Annotated in this window: 19 protein-coding genes, 1 tRNA gene and 1 riboswitch; of the genes, 11 read left to right on the plus strand and 9 right to left on the minus strand. The window is 72.9% G+C overall.

What is annotated here, in order from left to right; all coding sequences use genetic code 11:
* Window positions 1-33: 33 nt before the first annotated feature.
* A complete protein-coding gene (locus ACLQ20_RS18835) occupies window positions 34-675 on the minus strand; it encodes a septal ring lytic transglycosylase RlpA family protein (protein WP_425856918.1) in 642 nt (213 codons plus the stop codon).
* A gap of 230 nt (window positions 676-905) precedes the next feature.
* Here ACLQ20_RS18835 and ACLQ20_RS18840 point away from each other — a divergent pair, with 230 nt between their 5' ends.
* Both ACLQ20_RS18840 and ACLQ20_RS18845 read left to right on the plus strand, forming a co-directional pair.
* Window positions 906-1,457, plus strand: coding sequence for a phosphoribosyltransferase family protein (locus ACLQ20_RS18840; RefSeq protein WP_151454362.1), 552 nt, complete (start codon window positions 906-908; stop codon window positions 1,455-1,457).
* A 33-nt stretch (window positions 1,458-1,490) separates the two neighbouring features.
* Window positions 1,491-2,699: a questin oxidase family protein gene (locus tag ACLQ20_RS18845; protein ID WP_425856920.1), complete on the plus strand. Its 1,209-nt coding sequence runs from the start codon at window positions 1,491-1,493 to the stop codon at window positions 2,697-2,699.
* On the opposite strand, the gene ACLQ20_RS18850 is transcribed toward ACLQ20_RS18845, so the two are convergent.
* The gene (locus ACLQ20_RS18850) at window positions 2,687-3,223 is read right to left on the minus strand and encodes an alpha/beta hydrolase (RefSeq protein ID WP_151454360.1); all 537 of its coding nucleotides are present in this window, start codon (window positions 3,221-3,223) and stop codon (window positions 2,687-2,689) included. The genes ACLQ20_RS18845 and ACLQ20_RS18850 overlap by 13 nt on opposite strands.
* Before the next feature lie 104 nt (window positions 3,224-3,327).
* Here ACLQ20_RS18850 and ACLQ20_RS18855 point away from each other — a divergent pair, with 104 nt between their 5' ends.
* The gene (locus ACLQ20_RS18855) at window positions 3,328-3,759 is read left to right on the plus strand and encodes an ASCH domain-containing protein (protein ID WP_425856922.1); all 432 of its coding nucleotides are present in this window, start codon (window positions 3,328-3,330) and stop codon (window positions 3,757-3,759) included.
* 57 nt (window positions 3,760-3,816) lie between these two features.
* Here ACLQ20_RS18855 and ACLQ20_RS18860 read toward each other — a convergent pair whose 3' ends face one another.
* Window positions 3,817-4,698, minus strand: coding sequence for an LLM class flavin-dependent oxidoreductase (locus tag ACLQ20_RS18860; protein ID WP_151454358.1), 882 nt, complete (start codon window positions 4,696-4,698; stop codon window positions 3,817-3,819).
* Between the two features lie 106 nt (window positions 4,699-4,804).
* On the opposite strand from ACLQ20_RS18860, the gene ACLQ20_RS18865 reads away from it, so the two are divergent.
* Window positions 4,805-5,125, plus strand: a complete 321-nt coding sequence (locus ACLQ20_RS18865; protein ID WP_425857218.1) for a PadR family transcriptional regulator — start codon at window positions 4,805-4,807, stop codon at window positions 5,123-5,125.
* 73 nt (window positions 5,126-5,198) lie between these two features.
* Window positions 5,199-6,296, plus strand: coding sequence for a hypothetical protein (locus tag ACLQ20_RS18870; protein ID WP_425856925.1), 1,098 nt, complete (start codon window positions 5,199-5,201; stop codon window positions 6,294-6,296).
* 108 nt (window positions 6,297-6,404) lie between these two features.
* On the opposite strand, the gene ACLQ20_RS18875 is transcribed toward ACLQ20_RS18870, so the two are convergent.
* On the minus strand, window positions 6,405-7,184 hold the full coding sequence (locus ACLQ20_RS18875; protein ID WP_425856928.1) for a DUF4253 domain-containing protein: 780 nt from the start codon (window positions 7,182-7,184) through the stop codon (window positions 6,405-6,407).
* Window positions 7,185-7,389: 205 nt separating this feature from the next.
* On the opposite strand from ACLQ20_RS18875, the gene ACLQ20_RS18880 reads away from it, so the two are divergent.
* Window positions 7,390-7,905 (plus strand): nucleotidyltransferase domain-containing protein, encoded by a 516-nt coding sequence (locus ACLQ20_RS18880; protein WP_425856931.1) that lies wholly within the window; start codon window positions 7,390-7,392, stop codon window positions 7,903-7,905.
* A gap of 166 nt (window positions 7,906-8,071) precedes the next feature.
* Here ACLQ20_RS18880 and ACLQ20_RS18885 read toward each other — a convergent pair whose 3' ends face one another.
* A complete protein-coding gene (locus ACLQ20_RS18885; RefSeq protein ID WP_425856933.1) occupies window positions 8,072-8,782 on the minus strand; it encodes an SAM-dependent methyltransferase in 711 nt (236 codons plus the stop codon).
* A gap of 480 nt (window positions 8,783-9,262) precedes the next feature.
* The gene (locus ACLQ20_RS18890; RefSeq protein ID WP_151454354.1) at window positions 9,263-9,559 is read right to left on the minus strand and encodes a hypothetical protein; all 297 of its coding nucleotides are present in this window, start codon (window positions 9,557-9,559) and stop codon (window positions 9,263-9,265) included.
* A 480-nt stretch (window positions 9,560-10,039) separates the two neighbouring features.
* Between ACLQ20_RS18890 and ACLQ20_RS18895 the strand changes: the two genes are divergently transcribed.
* Window positions 10,040-10,852, plus strand: coding sequence for an alpha/beta fold hydrolase (locus tag ACLQ20_RS18895; protein WP_425856936.1), 813 nt, complete (start codon window positions 10,040-10,042; stop codon window positions 10,850-10,852).
* A gap of 432 nt (window positions 10,853-11,284) precedes the next feature.
* The gene (locus tag ACLQ20_RS18900) at window positions 11,285-12,487 is read left to right on the plus strand and encodes an MFS transporter (RefSeq protein ID WP_425856939.1); all 1,203 of its coding nucleotides are present in this window, start codon (window positions 11,285-11,287) and stop codon (window positions 12,485-12,487) included.
* 151 nt (window positions 12,488-12,638) lie between these two features.
* Here ACLQ20_RS18900 and ACLQ20_RS18905 read toward each other — a convergent pair.
* A tRNA-Gly gene (locus ACLQ20_RS18905) sits at window positions 12,639-12,712 on the minus strand.
* 422 nt (window positions 12,713-13,134) lie between these two features.
* Here ACLQ20_RS18905 and ACLQ20_RS18910 point away from each other — a divergent pair.
* On the plus strand, window positions 13,135-14,121 hold the full coding sequence (locus ACLQ20_RS18910; protein WP_151454352.1) for a zinc metalloprotease: 987 nt from the start codon (window positions 13,135-13,137) through the stop codon (window positions 14,119-14,121).
* A 140-nt stretch (window positions 14,122-14,261) separates the two neighbouring features.
* Here ACLQ20_RS18910 and ACLQ20_RS18915 read toward each other — a convergent pair whose 3' ends face one another.
* Window positions 14,262-14,813: a pyridoxamine 5'-phosphate oxidase family protein gene (locus ACLQ20_RS18915; RefSeq protein WP_151454351.1), complete on the minus strand. Its 552-nt coding sequence runs from the start codon at window positions 14,811-14,813 to the stop codon at window positions 14,262-14,264.
* Between the two features lie 78 nt (window positions 14,814-14,891).
* On the opposite strand from ACLQ20_RS18915, the gene dcd reads away from it, so the two are divergent.
* Entirely contained in the window at window positions 14,892-15,470 is a 579-nt protein-coding gene (dcd, locus tag ACLQ20_RS18920; protein WP_121397319.1) for a dCTP deaminase, read from the plus strand.
* Between the two features lie 54 nt (window positions 15,471-15,524).
* Here dcd and ACLQ20_RS18925 read toward each other — a convergent pair whose 3' ends face one another.
* Window positions 15,525-16,565 carry an NlpC/P60 family protein gene (locus ACLQ20_RS18925; protein WP_425856944.1) on the minus strand — a complete coding sequence of 347 codons (1,041 nt, stop codon included), beginning with the start codon at window positions 16,563-16,565 and terminating at the stop codon, window positions 15,525-15,527.
* A 12-nt stretch (window positions 16,566-16,577) separates the two neighbouring features.
* Window positions 16,578-16,711, minus strand: a riboswitch (cyclic di-AMP (ydaO/yuaA leader).
* Window positions 16,712-16,949: 238 nt separating this feature from the next.
* Here ACLQ20_RS18925 and ACLQ20_RS18930 point away from each other — a divergent pair.
* The gene (locus ACLQ20_RS18930) at window positions 16,950-18,974 is read left to right on the plus strand and encodes a peptidoglycan recognition family protein (protein WP_327030077.1); all 2,025 of its coding nucleotides are present in this window, start codon (window positions 16,950-16,952) and stop codon (window positions 18,972-18,974) included.
* Window positions 18,975-19,002: the final 28 nt, after the last annotated feature.

The following is a 19,002-nucleotide window of genomic DNA, read 5'->3' on the forward strand; positions in this document are numbered from 1 at the left end:
GTGTCGCCGGACCGATCGCCACCCGGCCGGCGCTCAGCCGAGCACCTCGTAACGGACCTCCACGTGGCCGGCATCGAGCGAGGCGATCTGGGCGAACGCGGCCCGGGACAGGTCGAGGCAACGCCCCTCGATGAACGGGCCACGGTCGTTGACGCGTACCGTCACGGACTTGCCGTTCGCCGGGTTGGTGACCCGGACCTTCGTGTTGAACGGCAGGGTCTTGTGGGCGGCGGTCAGCGCGGACGGATCGAAGTTCTCGCCGTTGGCGGTGAGCTGCCCCTCGGAGTAGAACGACGCGCCGCACGAGCCGCTGTCGACGACCGGGCGGGCGGTGCTGCTCTTCTTCGTCGCGGTGGGCTTCGGCGCCGCGGTGCGTGGCTTGCTCCGGGAGGGGGCCTGGGCGGACCGGCTGGCCTTGGGGGTGGCGGTCGCGCTCGGCGACGCGCTGGCGCTCGGCGATGCGGCCGGCGGGGTGGCCGGGGAGCTGGGGGCCGCGCTGGTCGGCAGGCCGGTGGGCGCGAGGTCGACCGCGGTCGGCCGGGTGGGCTCCGCGTCCGAGGTCAGCTGGACGGCGCCGACGGTGCCGCCGACGGCGAGGGCGACCCCGACCGCTGCGGTGGCCGCGATGCCGGCCGGCGAGGAGAACATGCGGGTACGGGAGTGCCTGCCAGCCACCGGCCCGGTCCTTTCGTCATCTGAACAAACCGGATCGGACCGTAACGAGAGAAGCACATCCGAAGTCAACGTGATCATGGTGGTATGACCGCAATTGCAGTGATACGTGTAGCCGATCATCCGATCCGACGTGGGCCGGGCGGCCCGGGTGCGGGACGGACCGCCGGCCCGGTCCCCGTCGGGGTCACCCACTCGACGGCCAGTCAGACCGCGTGGCGCAGGATGGGTCCATGCCCTCCGAGCTGAGCGGACGCCTCGCCGCGCTGGTCAGGTGGATCGATCCCGGCCCCGGCGCCACGCACCTGGTCAGCGACGTCTCCGGCTGGTGGCGGGACCCGGAGGTCCTCGCCCGGCTGGGACCGGCCCTCGTGGAGCCGTTCCGGGCCGCCCGGCCGACGGTGGTCGTCTCGCCGGCGGTCACCGGATACCTGCTCGGTCCGCTCGCCGCGACGGCGCTCGGCGTCGGCTTCGTGCCGGCCCACAAGCCGGGCGACGGTCGGCTGCCCGCCGGGGCGCTCACCTGGGCGCAGAGCCCGCCGGACTTCCGGGGCCGACGGGTCGACCTGGCCGTGCGGGACCACGGCCTGCAAGGGGGTGACCGGGTGCTGGTGGTGGACGACTGGGTGGCCACCGGGGCACAGGTCCGCGCGCTCTACGAGATCTGCGCCGCGCGGGGCGCGGAACCGGTCGGCACCGCCACGGTCGTGCTGGACTGCCCTCCGGCGATCGCCGCCGAGCTGCGCGTACGGGGGCTCGTGGACGGGGCGGATCTCACGGCTTGACCTGAACCCCGGTTGAGGTCGGAGGATCGCCGCATGGGTGAGGAGATCCTGGACGAGGCGTACCGACGGCTGCACCGCACCGGCCCCGAGTACAAGGGCTGGCTCTCGAACCACGGGCCGATGGCCGTGGAGGCGCTGGTCCGGCACGGCCACGACGGGGTGGTGCACCGCTGGCTGGACGCGTACCTGGGGCGGTTGGACGAGCTGCCGCGCGGCCTGCGGCCGATCGAGGACTGGCGCGAGGCGCTCGGCGACCCGAAGCGGGCCGGGGACTGGCTGGCCCACTTCGACCGGGAGCTGCGGGAACGGCCCTGGCGGGAGGTGCTCGGCACCTGGTGGCCCCGGCTGCTGCCGGGCATCGCCGCCGGTGCCACCCACGGCGTCATCCGGGTCGGTCACGCCGTCCGCGCCCTGGGGGCACCCGCCCGGCCGCCCGGCAGCGCCCCGCGCGAGGCGGCGGAGAGCCCGGAGCGGCTCGCCGAGCTGGGCCAGGCCCTCGCCTACTGGGCCGCCCGGTGGCAGCCGGTCCCCGGCGCCGACCGACCCAGCGGTGCGGGAACGGTCGACGCGGATCACGCCACGTTGGCCGGGGAAGGCGCTGTCCCCGGCGACGGCCACGCCCGGCCGGACGCATGGCACCCGTCGACCGCGGGCGACCCGGCCGGACGAGACCTGCCGACCCCGGGCACCCCGGTCGCCGGCGATGTCGCGCCGCACGTCGCCGCCGCGCTGGCCGGGCTGCCCCGCATCGCCGACCGGACCGGGGGCATCCGGGAACGACTGGGCCGGCTGCCAGCCGTACCGCGGTGGCCGGCCGCGGTGGCGGCGCTGCGGTCGGCGGGGACACCGGCCGGGGCCGAGCGGGACCTGGTCGCGCTGGTGCACGGCGCCAGCCTCGACTACCTGCGCTTCGGGCACGCCGAGCCCGTGATGCTGGTGCACGCGGTGACCGCCCCGACGGCGGTGCTGCGTACGCTGCCGGCTCTCGATCCGGCGCTGTGGGCGGCGAGCGTCGCCGCGGCCTGGTCCGCGACGGCGGCCGTGACCTCGGTGTACGCCCCGGAGCGCCCGGCCGCGCCATCGACGTTGGCTGCCGGCGCCCCGGCGGAGGTCTTCGCCCGGGCCGCCCGGCACGGCGACGCGCACGTGGTGAAGCTGGCCGACGCGGTGCTGGACGCGCACGCGGCGAGCGGCGACGAGCGGGTGCTCGCCGCCGCCGGCTATGCCGGTCACCTGATCTGAACGAAGTCCTCGACCGACGTGCAGACCCGGCCGAGCGCCTCCGCCGAGCGCGCCAGCGGGCCCGGCACCATCAGCGCGTGGTCGGCCTGCTCGATCTCCACCACGTGCGGGGTGAGCCGGCGGGCGAGCGGGCCGTCCCAGGACGGGTCCGCCGTGCCGCCCACCAGCAGGAACGGCGCGGTGGCGCGGCGCAGGCCGTCGACCACGGCGGGCACGTGCAGCAGCGGGGTGAGCCAGACGGCCGGCAGCCCGCGGTCGGCCGCGAGCGGCGTGGCCATCGAGCCGAGCGACTTGCCGACCAGCAGGTGCGTCGGCTCGGCGAGGGTCGGGGCGACCTGCCCGACCACCCATTCGATGGCCGGCCCCGGCCCGTCGCGGTCGGGGGCGAACTGCTCCGGCACCTCCCACGAGAGGGCGTGCAGGGCGTAGCCGACGCGGCGCAGCGCCTCGCCGGCGTAGACGAAGAGGGGGAACCGGGTGTCGTAGCCCCGGCCGGGGATGAGCACCGCGCGCCTGTCCGCCATGCCGCCTCCCGATCGTCGCCCCACCCACCGTAGCGCCCGCCACACCGACGGTGGGGGCGGAAATGCCACGACGGTTGATCGACGGCGACGGTACGGTCGGCAGGATGTGGCCTCGGATCGGTGGACTGCGCGCCCTCGCCCTCGGCACTCCCGGTGAGCTGCGTACGCGGCTCAACGCCCTGGTGCTCGCCGGGGTGAAGACGGCGACCGCCGGGCTGACCACCGAGTACGCCGAGGAGGGCGAGGAGCTGGAGCACGCCGGCGAGCGGCTGGCCCTCGTCGACGACGAGGACGCGCTGGTCGGCGTCGTGGAGGTCACCGGCGTCGAGGTGGTCCGCTTCGCGGACGTGCCGTGGGACTTCGCCCGCTCCGAAGGGGAGGGGGATCGTTCCATCGAGGAGTGGCGCGCCGGTCACGCCGCCTACTGGGCGCGCGTGGGCACCCCCGTCACCGACGACAGCGAGGTGGTCTGCATCCGGTTCCGGTTGGTCTCCGGCGGCGACGGCGGCATCACCACCGGAGACCTCGGCACCTGAGGTCGCCGGCTCGACGCGTCCGCCGGCCGGGCTGACGTCTCCGGCGAGGGCGCCCGGTCAGGCGCGACGCAGCTCGGGCAGCAGGCGGGTGGCGACGTCCGCCAGGACGGCCTCGTCGCCGGCGTACCAGCTGCTGGCCCGGGGCCAGTGGGTGACCACGTCGGTGAAGCCGAGGGCGGCGGCCCGGCCGACCTGGTCGGCGAAGAACTCGGCGCTGCGCAGCGAGAAGACCGGCGCGGAGTCGAGCGAGAGGTAGCGGTCCAGGGTGCCCGGGTCGCGGCCGGCGGCGGCGAGCGTCGCGTCCATCCGGGCGGCGGCCTCGGCCACCCCGTCCCACCAGCGCTCCAGGTCGTCCTCGTCGGGCCCGGTGGTGACCCAGCCCTGGCCGAACCGCGCCACCAGCCGCATCGACCGGGGCCCGTTGGCGGCCATCACGAACGGCACCCGGGGCGTCTGTACGCAGCCCGGGTTGTTCCGCGCGTCCACGGCGGTGAACCACTCCCCGCGCCAGGTCGTGCCGTCCTCGCGCAGGATGAGGTCGAGCAGCTCGGCGAACTCGGCGAGCCGGTCCACCCGCTGGCGCGGCGGCAGCGTCTCCCCGCCCAGGACGGCCGAGTCGAAGCCGATGCCGCCCGCGCCGAGGCCGAGCAGCAGCCGCCCGCCGGAGACGTCGTCGAGCGCGGTGACCTGCCGGGCGAACGCGGCCGGATGGCGGAAGTTCGGCGAGGCGACCAGCGTGCCGAGCCGGATCCGGGAGGTCACCGTCGCGGCGGCGGTCAGCGTGGTCACGGAGTCGAACCAGGGCCCGTCGACCAGGTCCCGCCAGCCCAGGTGGTCGTACGTCCAGGCGTGGTCGAAGCCCCACTCGTCCGCCTGCGACCAGCGGCGACGCGAGTCGGACCAACGCTGGTCGGGAAGGATCACGATGCCAATCCGCATGATCGCCAGCCTAGGCCTCGTGGCGGAGGGCAGGCCAGGCCGTCGCGGTCGGGGCGGGCCTTGACCATATATCGATGATCTGAATATGGTGTCGCCCGTGACCGCGATGCGAGAGCCGACCTTCCTGATCCTCACCGCGCTCGCCGGTGGCCCCCGGCACGGCTACGGCATCATCCGCGAGGTCACCGCCCTGTCCGGGCAGCGCGTCACCCTGCTGCCGGGCACCCTCTACGCCGCGCTCGACCGGCTGCACGCCCAGGGGCTCGTCGCGCCCGACCGCGAGGAGACCGTCGACGGCCGGCTCCGCCGCTACTACCGTCTCACCCCCGACGGGATCCGCGCCCTGGACGTCGAGACCGCCCGGCTGCGCCAGCTCGCCACCGCCGCCGAGAGCCGGCTGCGGGCGCTCCGCCCCGGCACCGCCTGACCGCCCCGCACCCGCACCCGCGTCTGCCGCACCCGCACCGGCCCGCCGGTGCGTACCGATCGGAAGGACAGTCATGCCGACGACCGGCGACCCGCTCGCCCGCCGCTACCGGCGGCTGCTGTTCTGCCACCCCCGCGCCTACCGGCAGGCCCGGGCCGACGAGATGGTCGGGGTACTGCTGGACGCGGCGCCGCCGGACCGCACCCGGCCGACGCCGCGCGAGGCCGCCAACCTGATCCGGCACGGCCTGCGTTGCCGGCTGGGACGACCGGCCAGCCGCACGGTCGGCGTCTGGGCCACCCTCACCGCCGTCATCTGCGGCCTGTTCACCGCCGCCCTCGCCACCCGGGCCGCCTGGGAGACCTCTCCGCCGCAGCCCGACCGGGCCGAGACCGCCGCCGTCTTCGCCGCCGTGCTGCCCGGTCACGACCTCGGCGACGTCGACCTGGCGCCGGCCTTCTTCACCTTCTACAGCCAGCCGCTCACCGTCCGGGCGCTGGACAACCTGCTGCTCGGGGACGGCGGCGAATACCAGCAGAGCGCCGTCGTGGCCGGCACGGCCGGCACACCCCCGATGCCCGCCGACGAGACGCTCGCCCTGGCGCAGCGGCGCCTGCGCGAGACCGGCTGGCAGGCGTACGAGCCGGAGGTCCGCAGCAACCCGGGCTGTGTCGACAAGACGTGCGCCCAGGTCGTCACGATCACCGACACCACCCTGCTCGCCCGGCGCGGCGACACGGTCCTCCAACTCCAGGTGGCCGCCCCGCCCTCGCCCGACGGCAGCAACCTGTCGCTGGCGCTGAGCCGGACGGCCCCGCCGGCCGTGCTGCCGGCCGGCGTCGCCGGTGGCCTGCTGGGAGCAGCCCTCGGCTGGCTGGTCTTCGGCTGGGCCAGCCGGCGCACCGAGGCGGGAAATCCCGCCCGGGGAGCGGTCAGCGTCCTGTTCGCGATCACCCTGTTCCTCTGGTGGACGCCCGTACTGCTGACCGTCCCGAGCCTGCTCCAGCATCACCGCGCCGAGCCGCACCCGACGTGGCACCCGCTGTGGGAGTGGCTGGGTCAGCCGGCGGGCTCGCTGCTGTTCGTGGTGGGCGCGGCGAGCGCGCTGCTGGGGCTGGCGCTGGCCGCCGTACCCCGGCGCAGCCCGCAGCCGACGGCCGCCGTCGGCTGACCGCCGGGTCATCGGGCGGCGTGGCGACGTCGGACGTGGCGACGTCGGACGGCGGCCGTGTCCGACGAAACGCTCTCCGGCGCCAGTCCTACCGGCTCCGATCCGTCGTCAGTCCCACCAGAAAGACCAGGAGTGCAGGCCGAGGAGCTGCTCGGCGTAGGCGGTCAGGGACCCGGCGCCCTGCCAGACGTTGTCCGGGCAGAAGGCGAAATGCTCGGCCGCGACCGCCAAGGCGTGCCCGGTCGACGTCGGTGGCGCGGCGACGCTGAGGTTCAGCGTCGCGAACCCGACGCCGACCACCCGTACGCCGAACCGGTCCTCCCAACTCCGCAGCACCGCCGAGATCTCCCCGGCGTCGCCGGTGTGGTTCGCCGGGCCGTACCAGCCCACCACGGCGAGCGTGTCCGCGCTGCGGGTGGCCGGCACGAGCCCGAGACGCGTCCGCCCGTCCACGAGGAACTCCGCGCACTCGTCGGCGAGCACGTCGGGCGCCTCCGCCAGGTCGCCGGGCAGGGCGAGGCCGGGCCAGTCCTGGCCGAACGGGGCCGTGACGTCCGACGTGCCGTCCTCGCCGGTCGTCGCACAGTCGGCCCACCACCGGGCCAGCACCTTCGCCACGTCGTGCTGCTCCGGCGACGACATGTCGGCCGGAGACACCTCGCCGTCGGCCCACGGGCGGCTCTCGTCACTCGACAGCCCGCTCAGCAGCAGCGGCCACAGCCCGGACTCCGGATGCCGCGACCGCATCCGCGCCCACAGTCCCGGATCGACCGGGGCGTCGCTCAGCCAGTACGGCGGCGGTCCACCGTCCTCCGGCTCGACGGTGCGGCCGGGCGGCAGCGTCGCGGGCGGTAGCGAACTCAGCAACCGGGAGAGGTCCGAAATCACGGCGAAAGCGTAGGCGGCCCGTACGACCAATCCTGGCCTGCCCGCGACGCCCCGGGCCTACGGGGCCTCGGACCGTTCGTCGTGCCGCGGCACCGCGCCTGGTCGCCGTCGATGCTCGGTGTGAACGCGGCGATCTCGCCGCCGTCCGGCCCGGGCGGTGGATTTCGGTGGCTGAGTCCTGCCCGCAGGGGCTAGAACGGTGGTCGTGACCGCCGACATGGACGCCGACGAGGTCCACGCCGTCCTGGCCGCTCTCACCGCCGCCGGGTGCCGGGCCTGGATCGGCGGCGGCTGGGGCGTCGACGCGCTCGTCGGACACCAGACCCGCGCGCACCGCGATCTGGACCTGGCCATCGCCGCGGAGCAGGAGGCCGCGGCGTTGAACGCCCTCGGCCGGCTCGGCTACGTCGTCGAGACCGACTGGCGGCCGGTCCGCGTCGAGGTCGTCGCCGACGGGCGGGGGCGGGTCGACCTGCATCCGCTGGCGTTCGACGAGGCCGGCGACGGCCACCAGGCCGGCCTCGACGGCGGCACCTTCCGCTGGCCGAAGGGCTGCTTCACCACCGGCACCATCGTCGGTCGCCGGGTCGACTGCATCTCGGTCACCCAGCAGCTGCTGTTCCACAGCGGCTACGAACCGCGCGACGTGGACCGCGCCGACCTTGCCTGGCTGCACCGCCTCGCCACGCGCCCGGCGCCCGGCGACGAGCGAAGGCCCTGAGCCGGCGGCCGCTCCGGACCTGGGCTTCGCCGGAACCGTCCATCAGCGGCTCTACCTGCCCGGGCCCCGTCGTCGGGCTGGCCGGTACGGCTTCAGCCCGGACGCCGTCCCACGCCCGGGGAACATCCACGCTGCGCAGCGGTCCGGCGGGCCGGCGGTCAGGCGGTCAGGCCGGTGTCAGGATCAGCCAGCCGAAGCCGACGACGTCGCGGTAGCCGGTGAGGTACTCGACGCGCCGCTCGTCGGCGAACGCGCGCGCCTCCGGCGTGCCGAGGCGCTCGATGCCCGCACGCCAGTCGGACTCGAAGTCGTCCCACTCGGCGAGGGTGGACACGGCGACGTGCAGCGGTCGGAACCCGGCGTCCACGGCGAGCTGGGCCAGGCCAGCCAGGTCGGGCATGTCGCCGAAGATCTCGCGGACCTGCGCGCCGGGGTTGGCCTGGTAGAAGCCGTCAGCGAACAGCAGCCTGCCGCCGGGCAGCGTGAGCCGGTGCAGCGCGGCGAGGGCTCGCGCGGCGTCGCCCCAGATCTGGCCGGCCCCGACATTGACGACGAGGTGGGCGGGCCGGTCCCAGGTGGCCGCGTCCGCGCCGTGGAAGGTGACCCGCTCGGCGGCATCCCGTTCCGTCGCGCGCAGCCGGGCCCGTTCACAGTCGATGGCGTGGCGTTCCACCCCGTCGCCGGCGATGCCGTGGGCCTCGCACAGCCGCAGGAGCAGCTCGCCGTTGCCGCAGCCCAGGTCCAGGGCCCGCCAGCCCGGCCCGGTGGGGGTCAGCCGCCGGACCAGGTCCGCCACCCGCTCCTCGCCGAGCGGCGAGTTGAAGGTCAGGTTGGCCGCGGCGGCGGCCAGGTAGGTACTGCGATCCTGGCTGTTCACCGGCACACGGTACGACAGCGGGCCCGTGCCCGAGGGCAACGAGAACGTTGGTCGAGGGCTCCCGTCCTGGTCAAGGCCTCAACATGGAACGATCATGTCCGTGGAGAGTCTGGGAGCCCTCGGCGCGGTGCTCTGCGGCGCGCTGAGTTGCCTCCTCGTCTGCCTGATGCTCTGTGCCGTCGCTGCGGCTTGGGCAGCTTGGCCCACACGCCGGAAGTAGCCACTGCCGGCTCGGTCGCCGCAGACGTTCAAGCGACTCTGATACCGCGGCGGCCGACCTGGGGCTGGGACTCCTGTTTCTCGGCGGCGCGCTGCTCCGGTTCAGTCGCACCCGGCGGGTTTCCCCTCTTCGCCCGGCGGTGAGCGGTGACCGCGCCGTCCGCGTGAAGGAGCCGCACCACCGGCCGTGGAGCGCGAAACGCCTGTGTCCGGTGGCCGCTTGGTTGCGTTTCGTGCCCACCTGACCGGCCAACCCTCTGGTTACTGGCCCGTGGATGGCCCGTCGGAATCAGCCTGGCGCTCGGCTTGCCAGTTGGCGTGTCCCTTCAGCAGGTAACCGGTCCAGTAGATCGCGAACAGGATCAGGAAGCACGTGAAGAACACCCCCGAGACGATGCTCGCAATGACGAGTGCTTCCCTTCCGTCAGATAGTCCGTGTACGGCAAATCCGGCGAGACCCAGGAAGAAGAAGATGACCATGTAGATGGGCAGCGCCGGGCTGTCAGCCGGGTGAGGAACGCGAGGCAACCATGGGGCGTGAGAGTCTTTGTCGATCACGCTGTGAGTATCGAGGACCCCGGCGGTAGGAGCTAGCGGGTCTCCTCGCCGAGCCGTCGTGGACCGTCCGATGTCGACCGGAGGTCGCCGGCCGGCTGAGAATGCGCGGGGCTGATGGCACGCGGCGAGATCATTGGCCTTGGAACGCCGAAGGCCGGTGTGGGTGACTCGGGGGACCGAGGGCAGCCGGCGTAGCCGGTGCGGCAGCGGATCACCAGAAGCTCGACGGCGGCCAACCACCCTGGCGGTCGTCACAGCCTGGTCCCGGTCGCCGGTCTCCAGCCGGTGCGGGCGCGGTAGCACGCGCTATTGCCCTTCGCCGACCGATATGCGATAGACGTCCGCAGACCGATTTGCGATACCTCAGTGCGCTGATCGCGGCAGGTGATTACGCTTCGACATTTGCCCCGCTGCACAATACGGCGACTGTTTCCATGCGCTGTGCTGGGTGTCGCGTCGGGCGTCTAGCGGAGGGGCGATATGGATTTCACGCTGCCGGACGGCCGGGTCCTGGGCTGGGCGGAGTACGGCGATCCGGACGGGCCGCCGGTGGTGTTCCTGCACGGCACGCCGGGCTCGCGGATCAGCCGCCCGGACGACACGGCATTGGCGGGTGTCCGCCTGATCACCGTGGACCGGCCCGGGTACGGTCGGTCCACACCTGTCCGACAGCCGACGCTCCTCGGGGTCGCTGACGACGTCGGTGCACTGATGAGCTCTCTGCGGATCGAGCGCTTCGGGCTGATCGGGTTCTCTGGCGGCGCGCCGTACGCCGTGGCCTGTGGGGCCCGGTTCCCGCATCGACTGACCGGGGTGGTCCTCGCAGGCTTCACCGGCCCCTATCGAGAGCTGCGCACGGTGGGTGGCTGGCAGCGGTTTCAGGCGTGGGCCTTGCGGACCGTTCCGGGGTTCGGGCCCCGCTACGTGACCCGCGCCGCCGCATGGTACGCCGAGGATCCGCTCAAACAGCATCGGCAACTGCTTGCCGCGGGCCAGGACCCCTGGATGCAGCCCTACGAGGAGTCCAACCGCGAAGGTGCCCGCCAAGGCGCGGCCGGGCTGGCCGGCGACTGGCTCGCCACCGACATCCGCCCATGGGGGTTCCGCCTGCGCGACGTCCCCTGCCGCGTCCTCATCTGGGCTGGTCGACACGACCCCGGCCGAGCCGTTCCCGACGCACCGCTGATCGCCGCACGGATACCCAACGCCAAGATTCGCATCAGCGAGGACGCAGCACACACGCCCTCGCCGGCCCACTGGCAAGCGATGCTGACGTGGGTAACGAGCGGCTGAGAATCGGCGGTCCCATAGGGCGGCGGAACCCGAGCGGATTGAAGCCCATCCGCTACTCGGCATGACAGGGCATTGGTCGGGCGGCTGACCTGCCGCCCCTCGATCGCCGGCCCCTGCCGCACATCACCTGACGGCGCTGTGTAGCAAACCGGCTGATCGCAGGCAGATGTGCACATCCGATCTGCCAAGGCGACGATGCCGCCCGCTGGCCGGCGAACGCAACGAGCCATACCCGCGCGATCGCCATGGCAGCGTCCGGTTCCCTATTGCGGCCCCACCGGTGGGGACTGTCGTTGCCCGCCGTGTCGAAATGTCTGAGCACGCCTGAAGGGTGCCGGGAAAGAATGTGGACATTCCGGCGGATGCGCGGCCCTGCCACGCTCAGGCCCTTGCTGGGCCCCGCGCCCTGATACCGCGCCTTAGCGTGGCAGGGTGGCAGCACCCCGCAGGGCACCGCCGTCGGAGATGAGCCGTCGGTTGACGTTCCTGTTCGCGTTGGCGGCGGGCGTGGCCATCGGCAACCTGTACTGGGCGCAGCCGCTACTCGGCTTCATTGCAGGCGACCTGCGCGCCACGACCGCGACAGCCGGCTGGCTCGTCACCGCGACGCAGGTCGGGTATGCCGTCGGCGTGCTGCTGCTCGTACCGCTCGGTGACGTCCTGGACCGCTGCCGGTTCGTCCCGGTGATGCTGTTGACCTCGGCCGCCGCACTGCTGCTGTGCGCGCTGGCGCCGTCGATCGGTCTACTCCTCCTCGCACTGGGCGTGCTCGGCATGACGACGATTTCCGGGCAGGTCCTCACACCGCTCGCCGGGGACCTGGCCGGCGACACCCACCGCGGTCGGATCGTCGGCGTCGTCGGGTCCGGGACCCTCACCGGGATCCTCGCCTCCCGCACGATCAGCGGGTTGGTCGCCGGCACCGCCGGGTGGCGTACGATCTTCGCCCTCGCCGCGATCGTCGCCGTCCTGCTCGCGGTCGTGCTCTACCGCGCGATTCCGCCGCTGGCACCGCGGACGCGCATGCCGTACCCGCAGCTCATCGCCTCGGTAGGCGCGGTGGTCATGCGGGAGCGGGCAGCCCGATGGACGCTGGTCCTGGCCGCCACAGGGTTCGCCACGTTCTCGCTGTTCTGGACGGCGCTGACGTTCCTGCTCAGCGGCCCACCGTTCCGGTACCCGGTAGCGGTGATCGGATTGTTCGGGTTGGCCGGCCTCGCTGGTGTCCTTTCCGGCCTGCACGGCGGTCGTCTGCACGACCGCGGCTGGTCGCTTGCGGCCACCGGCACGGCCTGGGTCCTGGCCCTCGGCGCATTCGTCGTCGCGGCGTTCGCCGGCCGCTCCGTCGTACTCATCATCATCGCGATCATCATGCTCGATGTCGCCCTACAGACGCAGGCTCTCCTCAACCGGGCGCGGCTGTTCGCCCTGTCCCACGAGGCCCGCAGCCGGATCAACACGGCGCTGGCCACCGGCAACTTCATCGGCGCTGCTATCGGCTCCGCCGCCGCGATCACGCTCTGGTCTGCGGGCGGCTGGACAGCGATCACGATCGCGGGAGCGGTGCTCTGCTGCTTCGCGCTCACCGTTTGGGCGCTGGGACGTCGGGGCCCACTCGTGATCGCTTCGCCGTGACAGGAAGGCGGGCCGGACGCAGCCCGATGACCCGGACGACGGCATGGCCGCAGAGTGGTCCGGCGCCGGTAGTGGCCCGTGGCATGATCACGGGCTCGGGGAACGTCGAAGGCCCCGGTCGGGATCTGCGTCCTGACCAGGGCCTTTCGCGTGGAGCGGGTGACGGGAATCGAACCCGCACTGTCAGCTTGGGAAGCTGATGTTCTGCCATTGAACTACACCCGCAGGCGGCACCACTGTACCTGAGTCGTCACGACGCTGCACCCAGGTACCCCTCCGACACCACCCGGCGCCACGATCTTGGCAGCTAACGGCCCCCGGAGGGGCCTCAACTTACCAAGATCGCTCCGCGCCACCGCCCGCCGCCACCACGCCAGCCACGCCACCACCCCGCCGCGTCACCGTCAGCCACGAACCGCCCGGCCACGTGGCACGACGTGCCCGAGCCGCCCGCCGTGGCCCGGATCCGGACCGCGGGTCGCGTCCCGCGTCAAGCAACGTCGATGCGCGCCCAGCCGCTGCCAGGAAATTTCCACCGCGGCAACATATGGCCATTCTCAAATTCATCGATGGGTTGTAACGTCTGCCCATCGTTCCAGTCACGGCGTGACATACCCCCTGTCGCGTCGCCAGAAAGAGGTGGGCCCATGGGACTCCGTCCCAACCTGCTGACCCGGCGTACGGCCGGCGTCGCGTCGACGACCCTCGCGCTGCTGCTCAGCACCGCCGCCGTGGGGGTCGTACCGGCCGCTTCGGCCTTCTCCGCCGCCCCGACCGAGGTCTGCGTCGAGCCGGCCGACGTCCACTCGGACGCCCGCGTCAAGCCGGGCAGCGGCGCCAAGCACGAGCCGAACGAGCTGACCCTCGCGGAGACCCGCGAGCGCGAGGCCGACATGGCCGCCGCGCTGCGCGAGCGGGCCCGGTTCCGTACCGGCGCCGGGGCCTCCACGATGGCCGCCGCCGTCACCATCCCGGTGGTGGTGCACGTGATCCAGGAGAACAGCACCCGGGCCGGCGGCAACATCCCCGACTCGATGGTCAACTCGCAGATCAACGTGCTGAACCAGTCGTTCAGCGGGGCCACCGGCGGCGCGTCCACCGCGTTCAGCTTCCAGCTCCAGAAGATCAACCGGGTGACGAACCCGTCCTGGTACCCGATCGTGCAGGGCTCCTCGGCGGAGCGGTCGATGAAGACCTCGCTGCGTACGGGCGGCAAGAACACCCTCAACATCTACCTGGGTGAGCTGAGCAACGGCCTGCTCGGCTGGGCGACCTTCCCGACCCGCAACCTCAACAGCATGGACGGCGTCGTCGTGCTGAGCGAGTCGCTGCCGGGCGGCACCGCCACCAACTACAACCAGGGCGACACGGGCACCCACGAGGTCGGCCACTGGCTGAACCTCTACCACACCTTCCAGGGCGGCTGCTCCGGCTCGGGCGACAGCGTCAGCGACACCGCTGCCGAGGCGTCGCCGGCCTCCGGCTGCCCGACCGGGCGGAACACCTGCACCGCCCCCGGCGTCGACCCGATCACCAACTTCATGGACTACAGCTACGACTCCTGCATGTACCAGTTCACCGCCGGGCAGGCCAGCCGCATGCTGACCGCCTGGAACGCGTACCGCGCGGCGTAGTTACGCCGTACGACTCCACAGGTGCCGGCCTCGCTCGACGGGGCCGGCACCGGCGTCTGTGCGGCCGGGCACGCGGGAGTCGGGCGGTGGTCACGGTGCGGCGCCCCGGAGGGGGACGGCCCGGGGCGCCGCACCGCGTCTCAGGCGGCGGGGCGGGCGGCGTGGTCGCCGACGCGCCCCGACCGGGTCTCGGGCACCAGCGCGGTGCCGGCGTCAGCCGCGCGGGGGTCGAGCCACACCTGGACGGCGGGCCGGCCGTGCCACTCGCTGGCGCCGCCCGCGACGCCGGACTCGCGGCGGGCCAGCATCGCCACGTCGACGGTGAACTCGAAGACCCGCCAGTCGACCTGCGGCGCGGCCCGGTGGCTGCGGGCCAGCCGGGCGACCCGCGCCGGGTCGGTCACCGGCCGGGCGTGGCCGGCGACGTAGGCTTCGTCGTCGCTCTCCTCGGGCGGGAACGAATGCAGCGCGTAGCGGCCGTCGCGCTCCAGGTCGCGCCGCTTGGGCGAGTCGACGACGAAGCAGAAGAGCCCCTCGTCGGTGATCACCGGGGACACCGGGTGCACCCGGGGACCGCCGTCGGCGCGGACGGTGGCCAGGTAGCCGAAGCCCGGCCCGTACTGCTGCATGAGGAGGCGGATCCCGTCGGCGAGGCGGGGCTCGTCGGCGGCGAATTCGGACCAGGAAGCCATGCCGGCATTCTATCGAACAATTGTACGAAGATGCACTCCGACACGCAGGTCACGCGTGTCGGTCGCTAAGGTGTGCGGATGCTGCTCTCCGACCGCGACCTGGCCTCCGAGATCGAGGCGGGAACGCTCGCGCTGGAGCCGTTCGAGCCCGCGCTGGTGCAACCGTCCAGCATCGACGTACGCCTGGACAAGCTCTTCCGGGTCTTCAACAACCACCTCTACACCCACATCGACCCCGCGCAGCAGCAGGACGACCTCACGTCGATGGTCGAGGTGCCCGAGGGCGAGCCGTACGTGCTGCATCCGGGCGAGTTCGTGCTCGCCTCGACGCTGGAGGTGATCACGCTCGGCGACCAGCTCGCCGGCCGCCTGGAGGGGAAGAGCTCACTGGGCCGACTGGGCCTGCTCACCCACTCCACGGCGGGCTTCATCGACCCGGGCTTCTCCGGTCACGTGACCCTCGAACTGTCCAACGTCGCGAACCTGCCGATCACCCTCTGGCCGGGCATGAAGATCGGTCAGCTCTGCATCTTCCGGCTCTCGTCGCCGGCGCAGCACCCGTACGGCTCGGCCGTCTACGGCTCGCGCTACCAGGGGCAGCGCGGCCCGACCCCGAGCCGCTCCTGGCAGCACTGGCGCACCTGGCCCACCCGCTGACCCGGCCTGCGAGCGCGCGGAGGGCCCCCGCCGGGCAGGGACCCTCCGCGCGCCTCAGCCGGGTCGGCCGTAGCTGTGGATCGGGCCGTCGTCGACCTTCTTCATCTTGATCGGCACCCCGGCGCGGGAGGCGTGCACCACCCAGCCCCCGCCGACGTACATGCCGACGTGGTGCAGGTCGCTGTAGTAGAAGACGAGGTCGCCGGGGCGCAGCTCGCCCCGGCTGACCGACGCGGTGGCCCGGCGCTGCTGCGCGGCGTTGTGCGGCAGCGACACCCCCGCCTTCGCCCAGGCGGCGAGCATCAGGCCGGAGCAGTCGTACGAGTTCGGCCCCTCGGCGCCCCAGACGTAGGGCTTGCCGATCTGCGCGCAGGCGAACTTCACGGCGGTGCCGGCCGGGCCGCCGGGATAGCCGGCCGGGCAGGGGGCGGGACGCAGCGGCCCGCCGCCGCCGTTGCCGTAGACCCGCAGCCGTAGCTTCTGCAACCGGTCGATCTCGGCGTTGATCTGCTTCTTCTTCGCCGCGAGCTGGGCCTCGGTGCGGCTGAGCTGGACGACCATCTCGTCCAGCGGCGCCTTCTTGGCGGCCAGCCGGTCGCGCAGCTCGGCGACCTGCCGCACGTCCTGCTGCTGGTGCTGGGCGAACTGGTCGAGCAGTTCGAGCTGCCCGATCATCTCGCTCGGCGAGCGGCTGCCCAGCAGGGCGTTGACGACGGAGACGTTCTCGCCCTTGTAGGCGCGGGCTGCCAGCGCGCCGACCTTCTCCATCGCCTGGTCGACCTGCTTCTCCAGCGGCCCGATCTGCGCGGCGAGCGCGTCGGCCTGCTTCCGCCTGGCGGCCAGGTCCTGGCGGGTGGCGTTGTGCCGTTCGATGGTCGGTTCGAGCTTGTTCCAGTCCTCGTCGATCTGCCGCTCGATCTCGGCGACCGTCGGTTCGGCGTGGGCCGCCGTGGCGCCGCCGGTCAGGACGACGGCGAACGCGGCCAGGGCGGCGAGGGCGGTGGTGCAGCGGTACCAGCGTGGGCGCGGCGCAGCCGTCACCGGGTCGGCGAGGGCCGACCGGGCCGACGGTGGCCGCGGGGCATGGTGTGCCACCGGGCTTCGTACTCCTTCTTCCGTACCGCCTACCGGGTTAGCTGACGGGTTCGGGCGGGAAGGGGCGCCCTACCGCAGGACTGCGGATTCACCCCGGGGAACCTGGGTCCCCGGCTCGCTCGGGAGCGACTCGGCGGTGTCGGACCGTCACCGCCCTGGTTGGACGGAATGTCACCGGCCGACGAATGACCAGAGTAGAGACGACCGTTATCGATCCGCAACCCTACGGGCAGTGACACTCCGTACCCACCCGGATCGGGCGGATCCGCAACCCGGGCGACGAAGATTTTCTTCCTTCTGAAGTGTCTGACGGAAAGGTATTGACCAGAGGCGGCGGGCGGGGCGAAGGTGACCCCACCTTTGCCCGTCCGAACTGGGGGTCTGATGCACCTGTCAGCGACATCGAGGAGCAGACGCGTCCTGCTGGCCGCCGCCGTGGCCGCCGCCATGGCGGCGACGCCGCTCACCGCCGCCGGATCCGCCGCCGCGGCAGCGCCGGTGAACGACCGGCAGCAGCAGTACGCCGCCGCGGCCGCCGAGTACGGCGTACCGGAGAGCGTCCTGCTCGGGGTCTCCTACCTGCAGTCCCGCTGGGACACCAACGCCGGCACGCCGAGCACCAGCGGCGGCTACGGACCGATGCACCTCACCGACGCCGAGCACGTCACCGCCCTCGCCGGCGGCACGCACCACGACGAGGGCACCGAGGACCCGCGCGGCGACGACTCCCGCCCGTCCCTGGCCGAGGCGGGCGAGCCGCCGGCCGCCACGCCGCCCGCCGAGGCCGCGCTGCGGACCGTCGACGCCGCCGCCGAGTTGACCGGCGCCAGCGAGGAGTCGCTGCGGACGGACGTCACGGCGAACATCCGGGGCGGCGCGGCGCTGCTGGCCGCGTACCAGAAGGAGATCGGCGCCCCGGTCGGCGCCGGCACCGACCCGGCGGCCTGGTACGGCGCGGTGGCCCGGTACTCCGGCGCGGACAGCGCCGACGCCGCGGCGGCCTTCGCCAACGAGGTGTACGCCACCATCGCCACGGGCGACAGCCGGGTGACCGACGACGGGCAGCGGGTCACGCTGGCCGGCCGGGCGGTCCAGCCGGACCGCTCCTGGCTGGACCGGCTGCGCCTGCGCAAGCTCGCCCGGCCGGACGGGCTGGAGTGCCCGAGCGACATCTCCTGCGAGTGGATCCCGGCGCCGTACGAGAACTACGGCCCCACCCTGGGCGACTACGGCAACCACGACCTGGGCAACCGTCCCACCCAGCAGAAGATCGAGTACATCGTCATCCACGACACCGAGGGCTACTTCGGCCCCAGCGTCAACCTGGTCAAGGACCCGAAGCGGGTGGGTTGGCACTACACCCTGCGCTCGGTGGACGGGCACATCGCCCAGCACATCAAGACCAAGAACGTCGGCTGGCACGCCGGCAACTGGTACGTGAACGCCAAGTCCATCGGCCTCGAACACGAGGGCTTCGCCGGGCACGGCACCTGGTACACCGAGGCGATGTACCGCACCTCCGCCAAGCTGGTCCGACACCTGGCGCGGGCGTACAACATCCCGCTGGACCGCAACCACATCATCGGGCACGACAACGTCCCCGGCACCGTCGCCGCGAACGTGCGCGGCATGCACTGGGACCCGGGACCGTACTGGGACTGGTCGCACTACTTCGACCTGCTCAAGGCGCCGTTCAAGTCGACCGGCACGCACCGGACCGGGCTGGTCACCATCGACCCGGACTTCGCCACCAACCAGCCGCCGTTCACCGGCTGCAACCGGCAGCCTCCGGGCGTGCCGAACCCGCCCCCGGCGACGGCCCCCTGCCCGCTTCGCGGCTCCTCCGCGCTGTTCCTGCACAACGCCCCGAGCCACGACGCGCCGCTGGTCAACGACATCGCGCTGCGGCCCGACGGCACCCCGAACACCACGTACGTCTCCGACCACGGCGCCCGCGTCTCGGCCGGCCAGACGTACGCGCTTGCCGAGGTGCAGGGCGACTGGACCGCGATCTGGTACCTCGGCCAGAAGGGGTGGTTCCACAACCCGGCCGCCAAGCCGACGGCGAAGTGGACCGTCGGGTTCGTGGTGACCCCGAAGGCCGGTAAGGCCACCATCCCGGTGTACGGCCGGGCCTACCCGGAGCAGGCCGCGTACCCGGAGGGCGTGCCGTACCAGGCGATCTCGCCGCTGCAGTACACGCTCTCGGCCGGCCAGCGGTACGCCGTCGGCAACCTGCTCCCCGGCGAGTACTACCGGGCCACCACGTTCGACGGCTCCGCTCCCCACGACCAGACGGTCGTCCGGGGCGACAACAGGTACGTGCAGGTCCAGTTCGGTCACCGGATCATGTACGTCAACCTGGACGACGTGAACCTGGTGCCGTCCCCGCTGGGCGCGCCCCGCTGATCCCACCGCACGACGAGGGCCCTCGGTC

Source organism: Micromonospora sp. DT46 (assembly GCF_049841735.1).
GTDB classification, from domain to species: domain Bacteria; phylum Actinomycetota; class Actinomycetes; order Mycobacteriales; family Micromonosporaceae; genus Micromonospora; species Micromonospora reichwaldensis.

Excerpts from the sequence above, each read along its gene's own strand:
- ACLQ20_RS18895 (WP_425856936.1), top strand. The coding sequence starts at position 10,040 with ATGGATTTCACGCTGCCGGACGGCCGGGTCCTGGGCTGGGCGGAGTAC.
- ACLQ20_RS18850 (WP_151454360.1), bottom strand. The coding sequence starts at position 3,223 with ATGGCGGACAGGCGCGCGGTGCTCATCCCCGGCCGGGGCTACGACACC.
- dcd (WP_121397319.1), top strand. The coding sequence starts at position 14,892 with ATGCTGCTCTCCGACCGCGACCTGGCCTCCGAGATCGAGGCGGGAACG.
- ACLQ20_RS18870 (WP_425856925.1), top strand. The coding sequence starts at position 5,199 with ATGCCGACGACCGGCGACCCGCTCGCCCGCCGCTACCGGCGGCTGCTG.
- ACLQ20_RS18855 (WP_425856922.1), top strand. The coding sequence starts at position 3,328 with ATGTGGCCTCGGATCGGTGGACTGCGCGCCCTCGCCCTCGGCACTCCC.
- ACLQ20_RS18930 (WP_327030077.1), top strand. The coding sequence starts at position 16,950 with ATGCACCTGTCAGCGACATCGAGGAGCAGACGCGTCCTGCTGGCCGCC.
- ACLQ20_RS18865 (WP_425857218.1), top strand. The coding sequence starts at position 4,805 with ATGCGAGAGCCGACCTTCCTGATCCTCACCGCGCTCGCCGGTGGCCCC.
- ACLQ20_RS18915 (WP_151454351.1), bottom strand. The coding sequence starts at position 14,813 with ATGGCTTCCTGGTCCGAATTCGCCGCCGACGAGCCCCGCCTCGCCGAC.
- ACLQ20_RS18910 (WP_151454352.1), top strand. The coding sequence starts at position 13,135 with ATGGGACTCCGTCCCAACCTGCTGACCCGGCGTACGGCCGGCGTCGCG.
- ACLQ20_RS18860 (WP_151454358.1), bottom strand. The coding sequence starts at position 4,698 with ATGCGGATTGGCATCGTGATCCTTCCCGACCAGCGTTGGTCCGACTCG.
- ACLQ20_RS18840 (WP_151454362.1), top strand. The coding sequence starts at position 906 with ATGCCCTCCGAGCTGAGCGGACGCCTCGCCGCGCTGGTCAGGTGGATC.
- ACLQ20_RS18845 (WP_425856920.1), top strand. The coding sequence starts at position 1,491 with ATGGGTGAGGAGATCCTGGACGAGGCGTACCGACGGCTGCACCGCACC.